This window comes from Streptomyces sp. NPDC127197, assembly GCF_042672405.1.
Lineage (GTDB): Bacteria > Actinomycetota > Actinomycetes > Streptomycetales > Streptomycetaceae > Streptomyces > Streptomyces flavusporus.
Genome location: NZ_JBHXVG010000017.1, coordinates 147,458 through 162,857, shown reverse-complemented (window position 1 = coordinate 162,857; position 15,400 = coordinate 147,458). Strand labels below are relative to the sequence as shown.

Below are 15,400 nucleotides of genomic sequence, written 5' to 3'. Positions count from 1 at the left end.
CCATGTACCGGATTGATGTATCCGGCGCGCTTCCCCATCTCCCGTTGACGAGGATCAGCCGAGCCGACCGCGTGGAAGCTACGGGCCCTCGGCCAGGGATGGGCGGACGGCCTCGACGGCCTCGCCCGCGCCTACGGAGTCGACGTCCAATGACAGCCGAAGGTCGGCGCACATACGCACCCGCGACCACAGCCGTCCTGGGTTCGAAACACCTGAACGCGGAATCCTTCCAAGACCCCGTCGCCCCACCAAGACATCTGCGCTGGTCAGAGCCTTGCGGCCCGCCTAGCGCCATCGCGGTCGGGACCGACCAATGAACTCGCACCCTGCGCCCATCATGTTTGACGGCTGATGCGCGGCCCACGTACCCGATGTTACGAAGGCAGAGGGGGCAGGGTGTAGCGCGGGGCACGTCAGGCGTTCAGAGTTGGCCGACTGCGGACAGGACAAGCAAGCAGAGGCCCATCGACGTGGCAAAAGCAGTGCCGCCGTAAAGGACTGCCTCGGCGAATCCGGCTCCGGTGCTTGCCTTCAGGATCCCAGCGACAAGAGCCACTACAAGCGAGAACAACGCTGCCACGAGTAGCCACAGGTACCGCGTTCCGGATCGCGGCTCGGACGACGGAGCGTTCACAGAAGTCTTCCTTCTCGAAGGGACTGAAAGCAGAGGAGCCTGTCATTCCGGGACCAGGACGCCGGTCAGCAGATGGGCGGCGAGTGTGCTGCGGTGATGCGTCGCGGCCTGAATGAGTTCGCGATGCACGGTGATCTGTACGTCTACGGCATCCAGCGCGGCGCTGATTCGCCGCTGATGGGCAAGGGGCGGCAGCGGTACGGGCAGAAGTGCCAGCGTGGCGGCGCTGAGAGAAGGGACGGCGGTGCCGCGGGCGTACTCCTTGAGCCAGTGCGCTGTCTCCGGCAGAGACAAGTAGGCAAGCAGGTAGCCGGGGAGGACAAGTGGCTCCCCACCCGATTCCAGGGCTCGCAGCCGTAGCAGATTGGTGCTGAACAGCCAGCCGTCCTGCGCCTTCTCGACCAAGGCAGGAGGCATCTGGGCGCCGGAACGCACGCACAGGATGTCTCCGGGGCTGAGACGGAACCTTGCCAGTGCGCGGGCGACATCCACACTTACTCTCTCCATGTCGCGATCGTCGATACGTCCCTCACGCAGGTGCTTGGGCATCACGACAGGTAGATCACCTGCCGCGGAGCGCACCTCGGCCGGCAGGCGTGAGTAGGACGGACCCGCCATGATGTCGACCAGGTCTCCCAGCGGAACCCGGCGCCAGTCACGAGGTAGCCCGTCGTACGAGAGCGCGACGGTTGACGGCAACGGGCCGTACGAGAGCGCGTCGACCGCGCTGTCCACGGCATTCGTCCGACGCCTCGCCGCATCGAGCGCCCGCTTGGTGGCTGCTGCCTCAGTTGCCGCATCAGTCGGTGACGCCGTGGACATCCATCTGTCCACATAGTCGGCGGGGCTGAGCGAGTAACCGGCAGCCCGCACCGCCTCCAGCGGAGCGGCGACCGCAAGATGGCCCGCGTTCTGCCGACCGAGACGGAAGCCGCTCCCTCGCCGCCACGCCTGGACGGTTTTCGTGACGGCCCGGACGTGTTCGTCGGACAGGACTCGGGGTCCGCGAGCCGCCTTGTCACCCAGGTCCCGGGCGTCCACGAAGAGGATCTCCTCGCACACCGCCGCGGAACGCCGCAGGAACCACAAGCAAACGGACGCCTGAGCCCCCGAGAAGAGCTGAGGCGGCAGCGCGACAATGCATTCGACAGCCCCGTCCTCCACCAGCCCGCCTCGAATCTCCCGCTCCCGGACGTCTGCGGAGGCGCCTGCGCTGACCGGCATCACCACGACTGCACGGCCCTCGTCCTTGAGAGACACCAGGACATGCTGGAGCCAAGCGAACGCAGGACTACCGGGGGGAGGCGGTCCGTACGGCCAGTCGATGCCCTCGCGCGGCTTCGGCACGGCCCCGCGAGCGTTGAAAGGCGGATTGGTCAGAATCAGGTCGGCCTGGTGGCTCTTCGGCCAGATACGTTCGTTCCATGGGGCCGTAGTGCCGGCCTCCAGTTCGACCGGGACTCCGTGCAGCGCGAGGTTCATTCCAGCGAGCCGAAGTGTGCCGCGCTGCGGGCTCTCACCACGCAGAGTCAGAGGCGCAACGCTACTGAGACGTTCAGCGGCTGCGTCAAGCATCTCGCCTGCGCGCACATACGGGTCGTAGACGCGTTGCGCGGAGTCCTCGTCCCCTATGGCAGCGTCCCGCATCAGCCGCACGACGGCACGTGGGGTGAAGAACTCTCCGCTGGGAAGCCCGGCTCGGGAGCCGAATTGATCCACCAGTTGTCGGAACTCGTCGATCCCCAAGCCGTCGGTCAGGCGGATCACCTCGACGACGTCCCCGTACTCCCGAGGCTCCAACTTGACGATGGCTGACCGCATGCCCGGCGGCACACCGCGCAGGCGCAGTGCCTCGTCGGCTGCCTCCCCGATCTCCTGCAACAACGCCGCCGTGTCAGCCCTGGATCGAGCCCGCACCGTACGCGGGAGCGACGCCGAGCGGGGGCTTCCGCTCACCTGCAGAAAAACCAGGGAGAGGAGCAAGGCCAGGTAGTCCGTCATCGATCCGCCGCCGCGCACGGCGTCTGCCATCGGTCCCAGCAGTTGCGCAAGTTGCCGCGAACGCTGTTCTTCGTCGCTCAACGGACCGCTGCCGCCTGCCTCACCCCTCAGCGCGGCTGCTCTCTGCCGGGCATCGTCCGATGCAACGAGGTTCCGCCGCATACGGTCGGCATAGGTGAATCCAGGCGGCTCGTCAGACGCACGCGCACGCGACGGGATCTGACGGGAGTCAAGCCAGCCGAGGACCGCCCGTAGACTGAAGAGTTCTGCTTCCCCCGTCCTGATCGGCTCCGGATAATCCTCGTACCGCCGCTGCCAATTGGTGACCGCCGGACGCATCACCCCGGCCAGTTCCGCCAGTTCGGCCCTCGACAGCAAGCGATCGTCGCTGAGACCCGTACCGTCCATGAAGCCCCCGTACACCGTCCTAGTTGCTCTCGATGAGGGAACGGTAGAGAGGTCACAGCAGGAGCGTCAAACAGCGCACCGACGGTGCGCAGATCGGCAGGCGGACGGGGCACGCTGATCGCGGGTCCGATTCTCAGCGGCCTTCCAGGCGTTCAACAGCTATTTTTCCCTTCCAGTGCTCCCTTCAGCCACCCAATCGTCAGGAGGCGAGAAACATTGCTTGTTAAGGGGCTAGCTGGGGAGAGCCTGCGTCAGTCTGGGCTGGTCAACCGGCTCAGCCAGGACCTCCATGTCGCAACCGAGAACCCGGAGCGCATGGATAAGGTGATCGACCTTGACGATCAGCTGGTCGCTGACGTGACCAAGGCCCTCGGCACCAGCACCAGCACCAGCACCAGCACCAGCACCAGCACCAAGAATGAAGCGGTCGACACCCCCCTGCGCGAGGTGCTCGAAAACCGGCGGCGCGTTCTGGCGCTCACCCGCCTGCGCGCGGCTGTGGAAGAAGGCGCCTTCGACCTGGATCTCTTCGAGGAAAAGGGGAACTGCCGCCGGTGAACGCCGCGCAGTTCCTGATCCACACCAGCGCGCTCGCCCGCCTCCTGCGCGGCGACGCCGAGCAGTACGGATGGGACCAGGCGGTGGCCGCCGGGCTCATCGCCACCTGCCCGATCACCGAGCTGGAGTTCTTCTACAGCGCACGTTCCGCTGCGGACCGGGCACAGGGCATCGACGACATGCGCCTGCTCTTCGGATGGGTGCCGGTCAACGACCGCGCCCGGCAGGTCCAGGAGATCCTCACACAGCGCGGACAGCACCGCAGTGCTGGAGCCGTCGACCTCGTGGTGGCCGCCACGGCCGAGCTGCAGGGGCTGACTCTTCTGCACCGGGACCGGGACTTCGAGTGCATCGCCGCGGTCACCGGCCAGGCGCTCCAGTGGTACGGCCCGGACGCCGGGAAATGAGCCGGGCCGCGTTTGCTGTTCCGAGGAAGCACGAGCGTCGATCCAATAGCCGGAGCACGCTAATTGGCAGGCGTGTGCTCGCGCGAAGGCGCCCCGAGCCGGACATCCCCATCAGCCGAGCCAGGCTCAAAGCCCATCGTGCCAGGGCACTGTCGGCCGGTGTCTGAAGTTGTGCCCACAGCGTGCCCGTAAGAGTGGACAACAACGGTCGACAGCGGTGCGATCCGACCGGCACAACCACCCCAGCGGGCAATCATCCGCGCAGGTCAGAACCGTAAGGCCCATTCAAGCGCCGTCGCTTCCCAAGCTGAGAGCGCGAGTTCGATTCTCGTCACCCGCTTCATGCAAAACCCCCAGGTCACAGACCTGGGGGTTCGTTGCTGCCCAGGCCGGTGGGAGGGGTGCGTTCCCCTGGCGCACCATTAGCGTTTCGGTGGCTCCTGCTGCCCTCGCTCCCCTGCGGAAGAGCGAGGGCACTTTTATGTGATCGCCGTGCGAGCGTGAACCGTCGAGAGCGACGTTCGGGTTATTGCACGTCCACGAAGTCGCCGGTCGCCTTGACGGCCGGGGTGGTGGAGGTGCCTGCGAAGTCCCAGCGCCAGTAGCCGTCTTCGGACGCGGGGACTGTGGTCGTCAGGTTGCCGGTGCTGGAGGTGTACACAGTCTTGATGGGCGTGTAGGTCGTAGTGCCGGCCTTGCGGAACTGGAGCTTGACCGGCTGGTTGGTGTAACCCCGGTAATCGAGCGTGTCCCAGTCGGCCCGGGTGAGCTTGCCGGTGACGGTGAGGGTCTTGCCCTTGGTGAGGACCGCGCCACTTCTTGAGGTCGGCGAAGCCGTGCTCGTTTGCCGCCTTCCGCCGAACTCAACAGCCGCCCACGCGAGAATCGCGATTCCGGTCCACTCGGTCTCGGCCCGCTTCCGGCCGTCTGCCTGCGGTTCCGCCGCGGACAGGGGGCCATCGCCGGCCCCGGTGCTGCGGTGAGCCGGGGCTGGGGTTCTCGTGCCGGTTGTGGGCGTGATCGTCAGCCGGTGATCATTCGGCGCGTTGCCGGTTCGCCGGCCTCATGGATGCTGCCGCCCTCGAGACCGTCGCGGACCTCGGTCCCTCGGCGCTTGGCGGCCTCCCGGCTGTGTGCCGCGCCGCGTGATCCACCGTGTGACGTCTGGGAGGGCGCTTGCGCTGGATAAGTGCCGCCTGTCGATCACGACAGTGGCAGTGACGAGCACAGCACCTGACCGCTGTGCTCGTCGTGCCTTCCGCGGAGCTCACCTCCAGACGACGTCCTACTGAAGGAAGCGACCCACCACGTGCGCATAAGACAGTTCGCAGAAAGAGCGGCACTTTCCGCTGCTCTGAGCCTCTCGTTCCTCGGCCTCGGAACGACCGCGGCCGCCGCGGACACCAGTAGCTCACTGCCGATCAGCTCGTATCGGGACATAGCCGTCGACGCAGCTCATCAGCAGGTCTTTCTCAGTGACCCGTTCGGTGACAGCGTTCTGGTGACGGACTACACGGGCCAGGTCGTAAAGCAGATCAGCGGTGCGGACGGCGCCTGGGGATTCGCGCTGTCCAGCGACTCCAGGACGCTGTACGTGGCGCTCCGCGACGCCGGCGCGATCGCCGCGATCGACACCGTCACCCTGCAGGAGACCGCCCGGTACGACACCGGCACCGGCGCGGGTGCCTATGCCGGTCCGACCTCCCTCGCGCTGGCCGGAGGCAGGATCTGGTTCGGCTACAGCCTCGACACCTGGAGGGGCGCTCTCGGCTCTCTGGACCTGAGCGGCGCGCAGCCGGTCGTCACCCGGGGCCAGGGCCTCGACACGTTCCGCGGCTCGCCCCGCCTGGCCGCCACGCCGCAGGATCCGAACACTCTCGTGGCAGCCGAGTCCGACGGCAACGCAGCCGCCGTGGCGGTGTACGACGTGAGTACCGGTCAGGCCGACACCCAGGCGAAGCGCGTCGATCCAGGGCCGGACGGATGCGAGAGCCTGCAGGACGTCGCCCTGACACCGGACGGCCGGCAGGTCGTCGTCGCCTGCGCCGCGGCCCATTACCACCAGGTGTTGCGCACAGCCGACCTGGCGGACGACGGCATCTACACCACCAGTTGGTCCCCCACCGCGGTGGCCATCGCCCCCGACGGCACGATAGCGGCGGGCGTCTACGGGCCATCCTGGCCCGACGTGCACCTGTTCGCGCAGGGCAACCCCACGGCCTACACGGCCTGGGATTTCCCGGAGCCCTCCGATTACGCCGACACCACCCTCGCGTCCGGCGGTCTGGCCTGGGCTCCGGACGGCAGCCGGATCTTCGCAGTCACCGAGACCAGCGGCTCTTCGTCCCTGACACTGCAGGTCCTGAATCACCCGCAGGTCGCCACCACCGTCACCGTGCAAGCACCCGCCTCGTCACCCCGGAACCAGAACCTCACCCTCACCGGAAAGCTCGAAGCGCCCGTGGGCTTCGGCGCTGGAAGCACCGTCGACATCTGGCGGATCGACGACCCCATGGCGGGTGAGGGCACGCTGATCGGCTCCGCGACCGTCGCCGCGGACGGCACGTTCAACTACACCGACCAGCCGAAGGCCAAGGGCGATGTCCAGTACACCGTTCAGTACTACGGCGACGCGCGGCACGCCTACGCCTATGGCTCGGTCACGGTCAACATCACCTCGGACTGAGGCCCTTCCACTTTGCGTCACAGGCTCGGCTCGGACCCTGCAGGCTGCATCCGACGCAAGGGGCCGTACCGGCTGACGCGGCTGATGTACTCAAGGGGTCGTTGCAGCACGTGGTGAGTCGGTCAAGCCGCGAGCAGCTCAGACAGGCGCTCGGCTGGGGTTTCCCAGCCGAGCGTTCTCGCGTGGGCGGCTGTTGAGTTCGGCGGGGACAGCACTCATCAGGCTCCCGGGATCGACCCGTGCACTCGCGACGGCGCTCCCGAGCACGCCATGCTCCTGCTCGACATGACCGCACCCCAGCCGCCGGCCGCCCGGACACGCAGGCCGAACAGCAGCAGCGCACGCAGTCCTGACCGGCGCCGACGTCACAACAGCCATGTGCGGCCGCAACGGCACATCGAGGACCAACACGGGCATCAAGCACCCTGGACGCAGGGTGAGCCGCACGGGCGGCCCGGCAGCCCTCACCGCCTCCCCGTGCCCACAGCGTGCCCGTAAGGGGGGACAACCACGGTCCACAGCGGGCGATCCGACCCGCACGGCCGCCCCGAGGGGGGGCATCCGCGCAGGTCAGCGCCATAGAAACCGCCCAAGCGCCGTCGCTTCCCAAGCTGAGAGCGCGAGTTCGATTCTCGTCACCCGCTCCAGAATGAAACCCCAGGTCAGTCACCTGGGGGTCGCTTGTTGTCCAGACTGGTGGGGCAGGTGGCGCACCACCGGGAGAGCGCCAGTCCCCGCAACGACCAGGAGGCGTCGCTGCTGGTCTTCCGTCTCCGTCTCCGTCTCCGAGTACGAGGGAGGCCCGACCTGTCGCGGTCGGGGCCTCCCTCGTACTCTCACGACGTCAGATCAGAAGAGTGCCTTGTAGCCCTGCCATCCGGTGGCGATCTTCACCCGGCCGGAGAACGAGCCCCTGCCGTTGCCGCTGTTGCGCCACAGGTTGCCGGAGGTGTCCCGGGACACGAGGTCCGCCTTCCCGTCACGGGTGATGTCCCCGACGCCGACGACGACGTTGTACGCCGCACCCCAGTTGTCGAACACCTTCACCCGGGCCGTGAACTTCCCCGTCCCCATGCCGTTGTAGCGCCACAGCTCGTTCGAGGAGTCCTGGGCGAGCAGGTCGCCGTGGCCGTCGCCGTTCAGGTCGTCGACGCCCATGATCTTCTTGTAGCCCTTCCAGTTGTCGTACAACTTCACCCGCGCCGCCAGCTTCCCGTCGCTGGTGCCCTTGTGCAGATACACCGTGCCGGTGGAGGAGTTACGGGTGATCAGGTCCGCCCGCCCGTCACCGGTGATGTCCCCCGGCGAGGTCAGCACGTTGTACTGGTTCCAGCCCGTGCCCAGCGACACGTACGGCGTCGACGGCGTGACCGCCTTCCCGCAGCCCGGCCGGTACGCCCGCAGGGAGCCGTCGGCCATCCGCACCAGCACGTCGTTGCACCGGTCGCCGTTCACGTCCCCGAACGGCACCGCCTTGACGGATGTCGACCAGCCCGAGCCGCTGCTCTTGCCCGAGAAGGCCCCCGTACCGGAACCATGCTGGAAGGTGAGCGAGCCGCTGGAGTTCAGCGTCAGCAGATCCCCGACGCCGTCCGGCACCGAACCGGCGCCCGCGTGGTCCCTGGGCGCCGCCGCGATGACGCGTGCGGAGGACTCGGCCGTCGTGCTCTGCCGGCCGCTCTTGCGGGCGGTGACGGCCACGGTCAGCTTCTTGCCGCGCAGCGAGGCGGGCACCAGGTACGTGGAGGCGGTGGCCCCCGAGATCGCCTTGCCGTCGGCCTTCCACTGGTAGGTGTACGAGTCCGGAGTCGGCGTCCAGGATCCGGGCTTGGCGGTGAGCTTGGAGCCGACCCGGGCGATGCCGGTGACGGTCGGGGCGGCGGTGTTCTCCAGCGGGGCCGGGGTGACGGTGAAGGTGCCGCGCGGGTGTTCCCAGCCGTTGTGGGTGATGACGCTGAGACTCCAGTCGCCCGGGGCGAGTCCGGTCAGGTCCAGAACGGCCGTCAGGGACTTCCGGTCGGCCGCCACCGAGGTGGTGGTGGACTCGACCGTCTTGCCGGACTGGCTGATCCGTACCTTGTCGTCCTCGTGCAGGGCGCTGCCCGTAACGGTCACCGTGGGCTTGGTGCCGCTGACGCCGCTGGTCGGGGTGACCGTGCCGACGGTGATCTGCTCGGTGCCGCAGAGCGAGGACGTACAGACGAGTTCCGCCTTGTAGGCGGTCTGCGAGGCCTTTTCCGGCAGCCCGATGACCAGGATGCTCGGGGTGACGTCCGTCGTGTACGGCTCCTTCACGGAGCACTTGTAGCCGGTCGGGATGTACAGCGTGCAGGTGTTGTCCAGGCTCGCGTCGTACAGCGCGGGGACGGCCGTCTGGGTGCCACCCGCGGTGTCGCTCACCACGAAGTCGAAGCGGTCGTCGTACGCGGTGGGCAGCGCCGCGCAGACCGCGGTGTGCTGCTCGTCCAGGGTGCCGGTGACCGGCCCGTACCCGTAGTTGACGTTCGGGGCCTTGGCGCACTCTACGGCCCGGCCGCCTGTTATGGGCGCAGGAGCAGCTTGCCGCGCGGGTGGCCGGATTCGCTGAGTTCCTGGGCCTTGGCAGCGTCGGCGAGCGGGTAGCTCTGGTCGATACGGACGCGCAGCCGGCCCGTCGGCAGCATGGCGGGCGTGGTCGGCGAGCTGTGGCCCGAACCGGCCGTCGGGGGCGACGAAGGTGATGCCCAGCTGGGGGCCCGGAGGAGCGCACCGCAAAGCTGAGGCAGTCGTGACTCCGATCAGACGGCGTGCCCATAGCGTGCCCGTAAGACCGGTCAACCACGGCCAACAGGGGTGCGATCCTGCGCTTCCGGGCGCCGTGCCAGGGCGCATACCCCCAGGTCAGAAGCTGTCCAACTCCACAAGCGCCATCGCATTCCCAAGCTGAGAGCGCGAGTTCGGTTCTCGTTACCCGCTCCATGTGAAACCCCCGGGTCAACGGTCCGGGGGTTTTGTCTCTGTCGGCGGGTTCCTGGCGCGCTGGTGCGTGGGGGCGTCCATGTGGTGCCTCGCGCGCGACCGCTTCCGGCCGAAGGAGATGCGCGCCGGGGGCCGCACCCTTCTCACCGACGCAGAGCAGTCCATCGCCCCCCTTCGCCCCGGTCTCGCTCGGGCAGTGCCCAGCCGACAACCTGATGCAGCAGCGATTCAGATCAGTTCGGGTTGGGGCTCCGGTTGCCGGGCTGGGGCGGGGCTCGGCTCCCACAGGGCGGTGGTCTGTATGTAGCCGTAGATCACTGAGGTCATCGCCAGTATGAGAAGCGGTCCGGACACCCAGGGATGCTTGGCCATCTCCAACGGTAGATGGCGGTAGGACACCAAGAGCGCAGCGAAGACCGTTGCGCCGTAAGCGACCAGTCGGATGCCGGAACGATCCCAGCCGCGGTCGTGTGAGCGCAGAGCTGCCTCGATCGTGAGCGTGAAGACCACGCCGGCTATGAGATCCGCGCCGTAGTGGTAGCCGAATCCCAGCGTTGCGGTGAGCGTGGCGATCAGCCAGAACGTGCCTGCGTAGCGCAGAATCCGTGGGCCCTTGCGGGAATGGATGAAGATCGCGGTTGCCCACGCCGTGTGCAGACTGGGCATGCAGTTCCTTGGGGTGATCTCGTCGAACGGCATGTGGTGCGGCGTATTGATCGGCGGCGGCGTTTGCGGCCACAGGTTGGCCACCGCCCAGCGCGCGCTGGAAGGAATTTCCTCCGCCCACAGGCTGACCGGCGCCCAGTGATCGGTGCCGGTGCCGTAGGCGAAGACCGGTCCGACCACCGGGTAGATCATGTAGAAGGCTGGCCCGAGGAGGCCTATCACCAGAAAGGTGCGCACCAGGTGGTGGCGCGGGAAGCGGCGCTCGACCGCCACGTTACGCAGTTGGTAGAGCGCGGCTATGACCGCGGCCACCGCGAGCTGGCCGTAGACGGTGTCGAGAAAATTGAAGCCGATGGGGCCGGTGGCCGTGACGATCCGGCCTACCAGCCACGACGGGTTGCCCAGCGCATGATCGGCGGTTGCCACGTACTGGTCGAGCACCGCTGGGCGGGTCTTCGAGGTGATGAGCAGCCAGGTGTCGCCTGTCTTGCGGCCGGCCACCAGCAGCAGGCCCAGCCCGACGCCCTTCAGCAGCAGGACACGTTCCCGGCCGGTGCGGCGAGTGACAGCGATAACCGCACAGCCAAGCATCACCCACAACGCGCCATTGCCGAAGGGGTGGCCGTCGGTCACCTTGTAGTCGACCGCCCACCGGACCGCCAGGAACGCGATATCGATGCCGATCGCCGCAGCCACCGCGATGAATCGTTGCCGCCAGGTGAGTACCACCATCATCAACGCCATAGCGGCGTACAACAGACCGCCCGACTTGGGGGCGAATATCACCTCTCGTACCTGGTTGGCGATCGGCCCTGGCAGGCCGTAGCGACGCGCGGCGAATTCCAGCGCAATGAGGAATCCGAGGGCCACGACACCCGCTACGGCCCAGAGTCTCGCCCGTGGTTGGCGCCACACGGAGAACGCGGTTCTCCGGTTTATTCGTGGAAAGTCCTGCGGTGGTATGTATCTCAATTTTTGACTGCTTTGCTCGATGTTGGTCGTGGCAGGGCTGGTTCGCCCGTCACCGCTAGACGGAAAGATCACGGTCCGGGTTCCGTCGGCGTATCCGCACAGCCCGCTCTGCCGGGTGACAGCCCGACTGATGCTGTTCTTCGCCCTGTTGGTCGCCCACGGGCCACTGAGGCAGCCGTCACGTCAATTCATCGCGCACCCGGCATGCTGCGATGCCGTGTCCGGCAGGCCGCCGGAGACGACGCCGGCAACGTCACCGGCGAGCGGCAGTACGGGCATCGTCGCGGGCTACGTCCGTGGAAACCCGCCTCGCAACAGCGGTGACGTCAGGGGGTTCGTTCGGCGGACGTACGAAGATCGCTACGGGCCGGCAGAGGCAGGGAGTGCAAGGCCTTACCTACAGGGAGTACAAGGCCGTCCTATAAGGAGCATCGACCTCGTGGCGCCCACTGCCGGGGCAGGACCGGTCGAGGTGTGCGCATGTGCGATGCGGTCGCTTCGCCCGCGAATCCGATGAGTCTCCCAACGCCCCGAGACACCTCATGCCCCCTTGATCCGCCCCTGCACGCCACCCGTGCCCTTGGTGTGCCCTTCAGGGCGGACAACCACAGTCAACAGCGGTGCCACCAGGCCTCACGCCGAGCGAAGCACAGCGAATCTACGCAGGTCAATAGCCATGTGGGCGCGCAAGCGCCGCCGCTTCCCAGGCTGAGAGCGCGAGTTCGATTCTCGTCACCCGCTCCACGACCAAGGCCCAGGTCATCCGACCCGGGCCTTCTTGTTGTCCGCTGTGATCAGTAGTCCAGGGCGTCGGCCATGGTCGACTGCCAGTACGAGACGCGGATCGAGTCGTCGACGTACACGCCCTTCGCGGGGAGTGACGGGTGGGCGGCGACGCTCGCGCTCTTGTCGAAGTAGACCGCGAGGGACTTGGCCGTGTAGCCACCTGAGCCACTGCCGTCGGCGGCCGAGAGAAGGACGCTCGCATAGCCCGACTCGCCAGGGGCCAGCGTGACCACCGCCTGCGGCTTGGAGTCCTCGAAGGCCGGCGGGACGGATTGGGCCTCGCCGAATCGGGCCGCCGGATAGCCGGTGAGGTTGCAGTTCTTCGAGCCGGTGTTGGTGATGGTGAGGAGAAGGTGGTTCAGGGGGCGGGAGATCTCCGTGGCGGTCGTCCGGGTGGAGGCGGGGGAGCAGGGGGTCCTGGTGGGCTCCGAGTCCTTGGAGCCCGACGAGCCCGACGAGCCCGTGGAACCCGACGAGCCCGTGGATCCCGTTGTGCTGCTCGAACCGGCCGCGCCGCCAGTCGAGCCTTCGGAGGTCGAGCCCGCCGAGTCGGTCTGACCCGTCCCGGTGGAGGTTCCCCCGCTCGCCTTGGGCGAGGGCGTGGTGGAGGCCATGGGCGCCGATCCTGCCGATGCCCCCTCGTCCTGAACGCCCTTTCCACTGTTGCATGCCGTCAACGTCAGCGTGGCGGCCGTGAGCGCGGCGGCGACGAGCATGCGGGTGCGGTGGGTGCGTGTGGACATGCGATCCCCCTTGTGCGGTACGGGTGTTGGCATGGGCCGCTCGACCGGGTGCCCGAAACGGCGTGCCGGGAACGGCGTGCTTGGATGGCCCAAGCTTGTGCGGTGATCCGTCCCGGCCGCCACGGCTGCCGGGGTATCCGGGACGCTGGAACGCTTGCGATGGCTCTGACCTGGGGGAATGACCTCCCCCTGGAATGGGGGTCCGGGACGTGGGGAGAGGGAGGAACGGTGGCGGGGGACGAGTTCTCGGAGCTGTTGGGCCGGTTGAAGGAGCGGTCCGGGCTCAGTTACGGGGTGCTCGGGAAGCGGCTGCACACGAGTGCGTCCACGCTTCACCGGTACGTCAACGGGGACGCCGTACCGACGGACTACGCGCCCGTGGAGCGGTTCGCGCGGGTGTGCAAGGCGACGCCCGAGGAACTGGTGGAGCTGCATCGGCGGTGGGTGCTCGCGGATGCCCGGCGGAGGCAGAAGGCGGGCGGGGCCCCTGCGGAGGAGGAACCGCGGGCGCGGACAGCGACGGAGGCCGGGACCGGCGCAGCGGAGGCCGGGGCCAGGGCAGTGGAGGCCGGGACCGAGACGTCGGGGACCGAAGCAACGACGGCCGAGGCAGGTCCCGAGGGTGAGCGGCGGCCCTTGGCGCAGGCTCCTGTGGCGCGGCGGCGTACCGTCGTTCTCGGCGGGGCGGCCGTGGCCGCCGTCCTCGTGTCGGCCGCGCTCGCGGTGAATCTTGTGCCCGGCGAGGGGGATGACGACCGGAGCGGGAAGCAGTCCATGGGGGCTGCCTCCCAATCTGTCGGCTCCGTCGGCTCCGTCGACGACAGCCCCGGCGCCTCCGAGTCGGCCGGTGCGAAGGGCAGGTCGGCCTCGCCGTCCACCTCACGCAGCGGCACTCCCACGGCACCCGCCTCCGCCTCCCGGAGCAGTGGGGCCGGGGCGGCCCAGGGCGGCGGTTCCGAGAACGGGGCCACCGCGCCCAGCGTCGCCGTCAATCCGTACAAGTGGGAAGACCCGTGCAGCCAGCACTACCTGGTCGACCGGCAGCCCGAGCAGGTGCCTCCGCCGCCGAGTGAGCCGGACGCGCGCGGGTGGGTCAGCGCGCTCGGCGGGGTCGCCGGCGGCCAGCAGATGCTCGCGCTGACCGTGCAGGGCACCGGGAAGGCCACCGTCGTTCTGGAGGAACTGCATGTGCGGGTGGTGGAGAAGAGCGCGCCGCTCGCCTGGAACGACTTCGAGATGGGCGTCGGGTGCGGTGGCGGCGTGGAGACGACGGCATTCGGTGTGGACCTCGATGCCGGGCGGCCCGCGCTCTCCCCCAAGGCCGGTCAGCGCGACTTCCCGTACAAGGTGAGTGAGTCCGATCCCGAGGTCTTCTACATCTTCGCGGACGCACGGGCGCACAACGTGAGCTGGTACCTGGAGCTGGACTGGTCCAGCGGTGACCAGCGGGGCACCGTACGCGTCGACGACAACGGCAAGCCCTTCCGGACGAGCGGAAACGCGGGACGGCCCGCCTACAACTACCCGCTCGGTTCCTCCGAGTGGGGGCGGAACGAGTACACCCCCGACATTCCCGGCTGAACGCCCGGCAGGCAGAGGGGACTTCATGCGGCAGCTGTCCGCCGGTCATCCGCGGAGGTAGGTGAGGACGGCGAGGACGCGGCGGTGTCCGTGGCCGTCGAGGTGGAGCTCGAGTTTCTGAAGGATGTTGCTGACGTGCTTGTTGACCGCTGCCTCGGTGACGTACAGCTCGCGGGCGATGGCGGCGTTGGTGCGCCCCTCGGCCATCAGGGCGAGGACCTCGCGCTCTCGGGGGGTGAGGCGTTGCAGGGGATCGCGGCGGCGGTTGAGGAGTTGGCGGACCACCTCGGGATCCACGACCGTCGCGCCCGCGGCGACCTGGGCGATCGCGTCGACGAACTCGCTGACGGCGCTGACGCGGTCCTTGAGGAGGTAGCCGACTCCGGTGTCGCTGCCCAGGTCGAGCAGGTGGGCGGCATAGGACTGCTCGATGTACTGGCTGAGTACCAGGACCGGCAGGGTGGGGCGCCACCCCGACGACGCCCGGCTCAACGAACTGATCGGCGAAGCCGTCGTCAAGGTGCCGGAGTTCAGCGCCTGGTGGGACAGCCACCGAGTGGCCCTGTGCGCCCACGGTACGCAGCGCTTCCACCACCCGGTGGTCGGCGAACTCACCCTGCACCACGAGACTCTCGCCCTGCCGTCCGACCCGGGCCAGACCGTGTGCGTGTACACCGCCGAACCCGGCTCCGCCTCCGCACAGGCCCTCGCCCTCCTTGCCAGCTGGAGCGCCCCCGACGCCACCCGGGGCGACGGCGCGTCACGCACCCCCCGGCCCGGCAGCGCGGCACGCCCGGAGTGATGTACGCCACCGTCAGCACGCGGCGGACTCGCCCTCCCGCGCACTGCTGCGGAGCACCCGTGAAAGGAAGACCATGAGCGTGGGCGGTGAAAGGGTGCTCAACGTAGACCAACGCTGACAAGCCTCGACGGTTCGATCCTCACCCGCTGGCTGAATCCGGCGCTGTCCGTCACCCACGCCGAGGGCCCGTTCGCCCCA

General features: G+C 68.1%; 10 protein-coding genes and 2 pseudogenes. 5 read left to right on the top strand and 7 right to left on the bottom strand.

Annotation, left to right across the window (positions count from 1 at the left end):
• Positions 1–676: 676 nt before the first annotated feature.
• The gene (locus ACFVJQ_RS25700; RefSeq protein WP_385787255.1) at positions 677–3,043 is read right to left on the bottom strand and encodes an N-6 DNA methylase; all 2,367 of its coding nucleotides are present in this window, start codon (positions 3,041–3,043) and stop codon (positions 677–679) included.
• A gap of 315 nt (positions 3,044–3,358) precedes the next feature.
• Here ACFVJQ_RS25700 and ACFVJQ_RS25695 point away from each other — a divergent pair, with 315 nt between their 5' ends.
• Together ACFVJQ_RS25695 and ACFVJQ_RS25690 are read left to right on the top strand one after the other, a co-directional pair.
• Positions 3,359–3,601: a type II toxin-antitoxin system VapB family antitoxin gene (locus tag ACFVJQ_RS25695; protein WP_385787252.1), complete on the top strand. Its 243-nt coding sequence runs from the start codon at positions 3,359–3,361 to the stop codon at positions 3,599–3,601.
• Positions 3,598–4,008, top strand: a complete 411-nt coding sequence (locus tag ACFVJQ_RS25690) for a PIN domain nuclease (RefSeq protein ID WP_385787249.1) — start codon at positions 3,598–3,600, stop codon at positions 4,006–4,008. Before ACFVJQ_RS25695 ends, ACFVJQ_RS25690 begins: the two co-directional genes overlap by 4 nt.
• Before the next feature lie 526 nt (positions 4,009–4,534).
• Here ACFVJQ_RS25690 and ACFVJQ_RS25685 read toward each other — a convergent pair.
• Positions 4,535–4,810 (bottom strand): annotated as a pseudogene (locus ACFVJQ_RS25685) (calcium-binding protein); the annotation flags it as partial.
• Positions 4,811–5,509: 699 nt separating this feature from the next.
• On the opposite strand from ACFVJQ_RS25685, the gene ACFVJQ_RS25680 reads away from it, so the two are divergent.
• A complete protein-coding gene (locus ACFVJQ_RS25680) occupies positions 5,510–6,694 on the top strand; it encodes a YncE family protein (protein WP_385787246.1) in 1,185 nt (394 codons plus the stop codon).
• An 849-nt stretch (positions 6,695–7,543) separates the two neighbouring features.
• On the opposite strand, the gene ACFVJQ_RS25675 is transcribed toward ACFVJQ_RS25680, so the two are convergent.
• The 4 genes from ACFVJQ_RS25675 to ACFVJQ_RS25660 all read right to left on the bottom strand — a co-directional run bounded on the left by ACFVJQ_RS25675 (position 7,544) and on the right by ACFVJQ_RS25660 (position 12,819).
• Positions 7,544–9,094 carry an FG-GAP-like repeat-containing protein gene (locus tag ACFVJQ_RS25675; RefSeq protein WP_385787243.1) on the bottom strand — a complete coding sequence of 517 codons (1,551 nt, stop codon included), beginning with the start codon at positions 9,092–9,094 and terminating at the stop codon, positions 7,544–7,546.
• Positions 9,095–9,234: 140 nt separating this feature from the next.
• Positions 9,235–9,357 carry a zinc-binding dehydrogenase gene (locus ACFVJQ_RS25670; protein ID WP_385787240.1) on the bottom strand — a complete coding sequence of 41 codons (123 nt, stop codon included), beginning with the start codon at positions 9,355–9,357 and terminating at the stop codon, positions 9,235–9,237.
• A 523-nt stretch (positions 9,358–9,880) separates the two neighbouring features.
• A complete protein-coding gene (locus ACFVJQ_RS25665) occupies positions 9,881–11,233 on the bottom strand; it encodes a phosphatase PAP2 family protein (RefSeq protein ID WP_385511738.1) in 1,353 nt (450 codons plus the stop codon).
• An 851-nt stretch (positions 11,234–12,084) separates the two neighbouring features.
• Positions 12,085–12,819 carry a DUF4232 domain-containing protein gene (locus ACFVJQ_RS25660; protein WP_385787237.1) on the bottom strand — a complete coding sequence of 245 codons (735 nt, stop codon included), beginning with the start codon at positions 12,817–12,819 and terminating at the stop codon, positions 12,085–12,087.
• A gap of 228 nt (positions 12,820–13,047) precedes the next feature.
• On the opposite strand from ACFVJQ_RS25660, the gene ACFVJQ_RS25655 reads away from it, so the two are divergent.
• Positions 13,048–14,400, top strand: a complete 1,353-nt coding sequence (locus ACFVJQ_RS25655; protein WP_385787234.1) for a helix-turn-helix domain-containing protein — start codon at positions 13,048–13,050, stop codon at positions 14,398–14,400.
• 45 nt (positions 14,401–14,445) lie between these two features.
• Here ACFVJQ_RS25655 and ACFVJQ_RS25650 read toward each other — a convergent pair.
• Positions 14,446–14,868: pseudogene (locus tag ACFVJQ_RS25650) on the bottom strand (LuxR C-terminal-related transcriptional regulator); the annotation flags it as partial.
• On the opposite strand from ACFVJQ_RS25650, the gene ACFVJQ_RS25645 reads away from it, so the two are divergent.
• The gene (locus ACFVJQ_RS25645) at positions 14,831–15,202 is read left to right on the top strand and encodes a hypothetical protein (RefSeq protein WP_385787231.1); all 372 of its coding nucleotides are present in this window, start codon (positions 14,831–14,833) and stop codon (positions 15,200–15,202) included. The pseudogene ACFVJQ_RS25650 and the gene ACFVJQ_RS25645 sit on opposite strands and share 38 nt — an antisense overlap.
• Positions 15,203–15,400: the final 198 nt, after the last annotated feature.

Excerpts from the sequence above, each read along its gene's own strand:
- ACFVJQ_RS25670 (WP_385787240.1), bottom strand. The coding sequence starts at position 9,357 with ATGCTGCCGACGGGCCGGCTGCGCGTCCGTATCGACCAGAGCTACCCG.
- ACFVJQ_RS25695 (WP_385787252.1), top strand. The coding sequence starts at position 3,359 with ATGGATAAGGTGATCGACCTTGACGATCAGCTGGTCGCTGACGTGACC.
- ACFVJQ_RS25700 (WP_385787255.1), bottom strand. The coding sequence starts at position 3,043 with ATGGACGGTACGGGTCTCAGCGACGATCGCTTGCTGTCGAGGGCCGAA.
- ACFVJQ_RS25660 (WP_385787237.1), bottom strand. The coding sequence starts at position 12,819 with ATGTCCACACGCACCCACCGCACCCGCATGCTCGTCGCCGCCGCGCTC.
- ACFVJQ_RS25645 (WP_385787231.1), top strand. The coding sequence starts at position 14,831 with ATGTACTGGCTGAGTACCAGGACCGGCAGGGTGGGGCGCCACCCCGAC.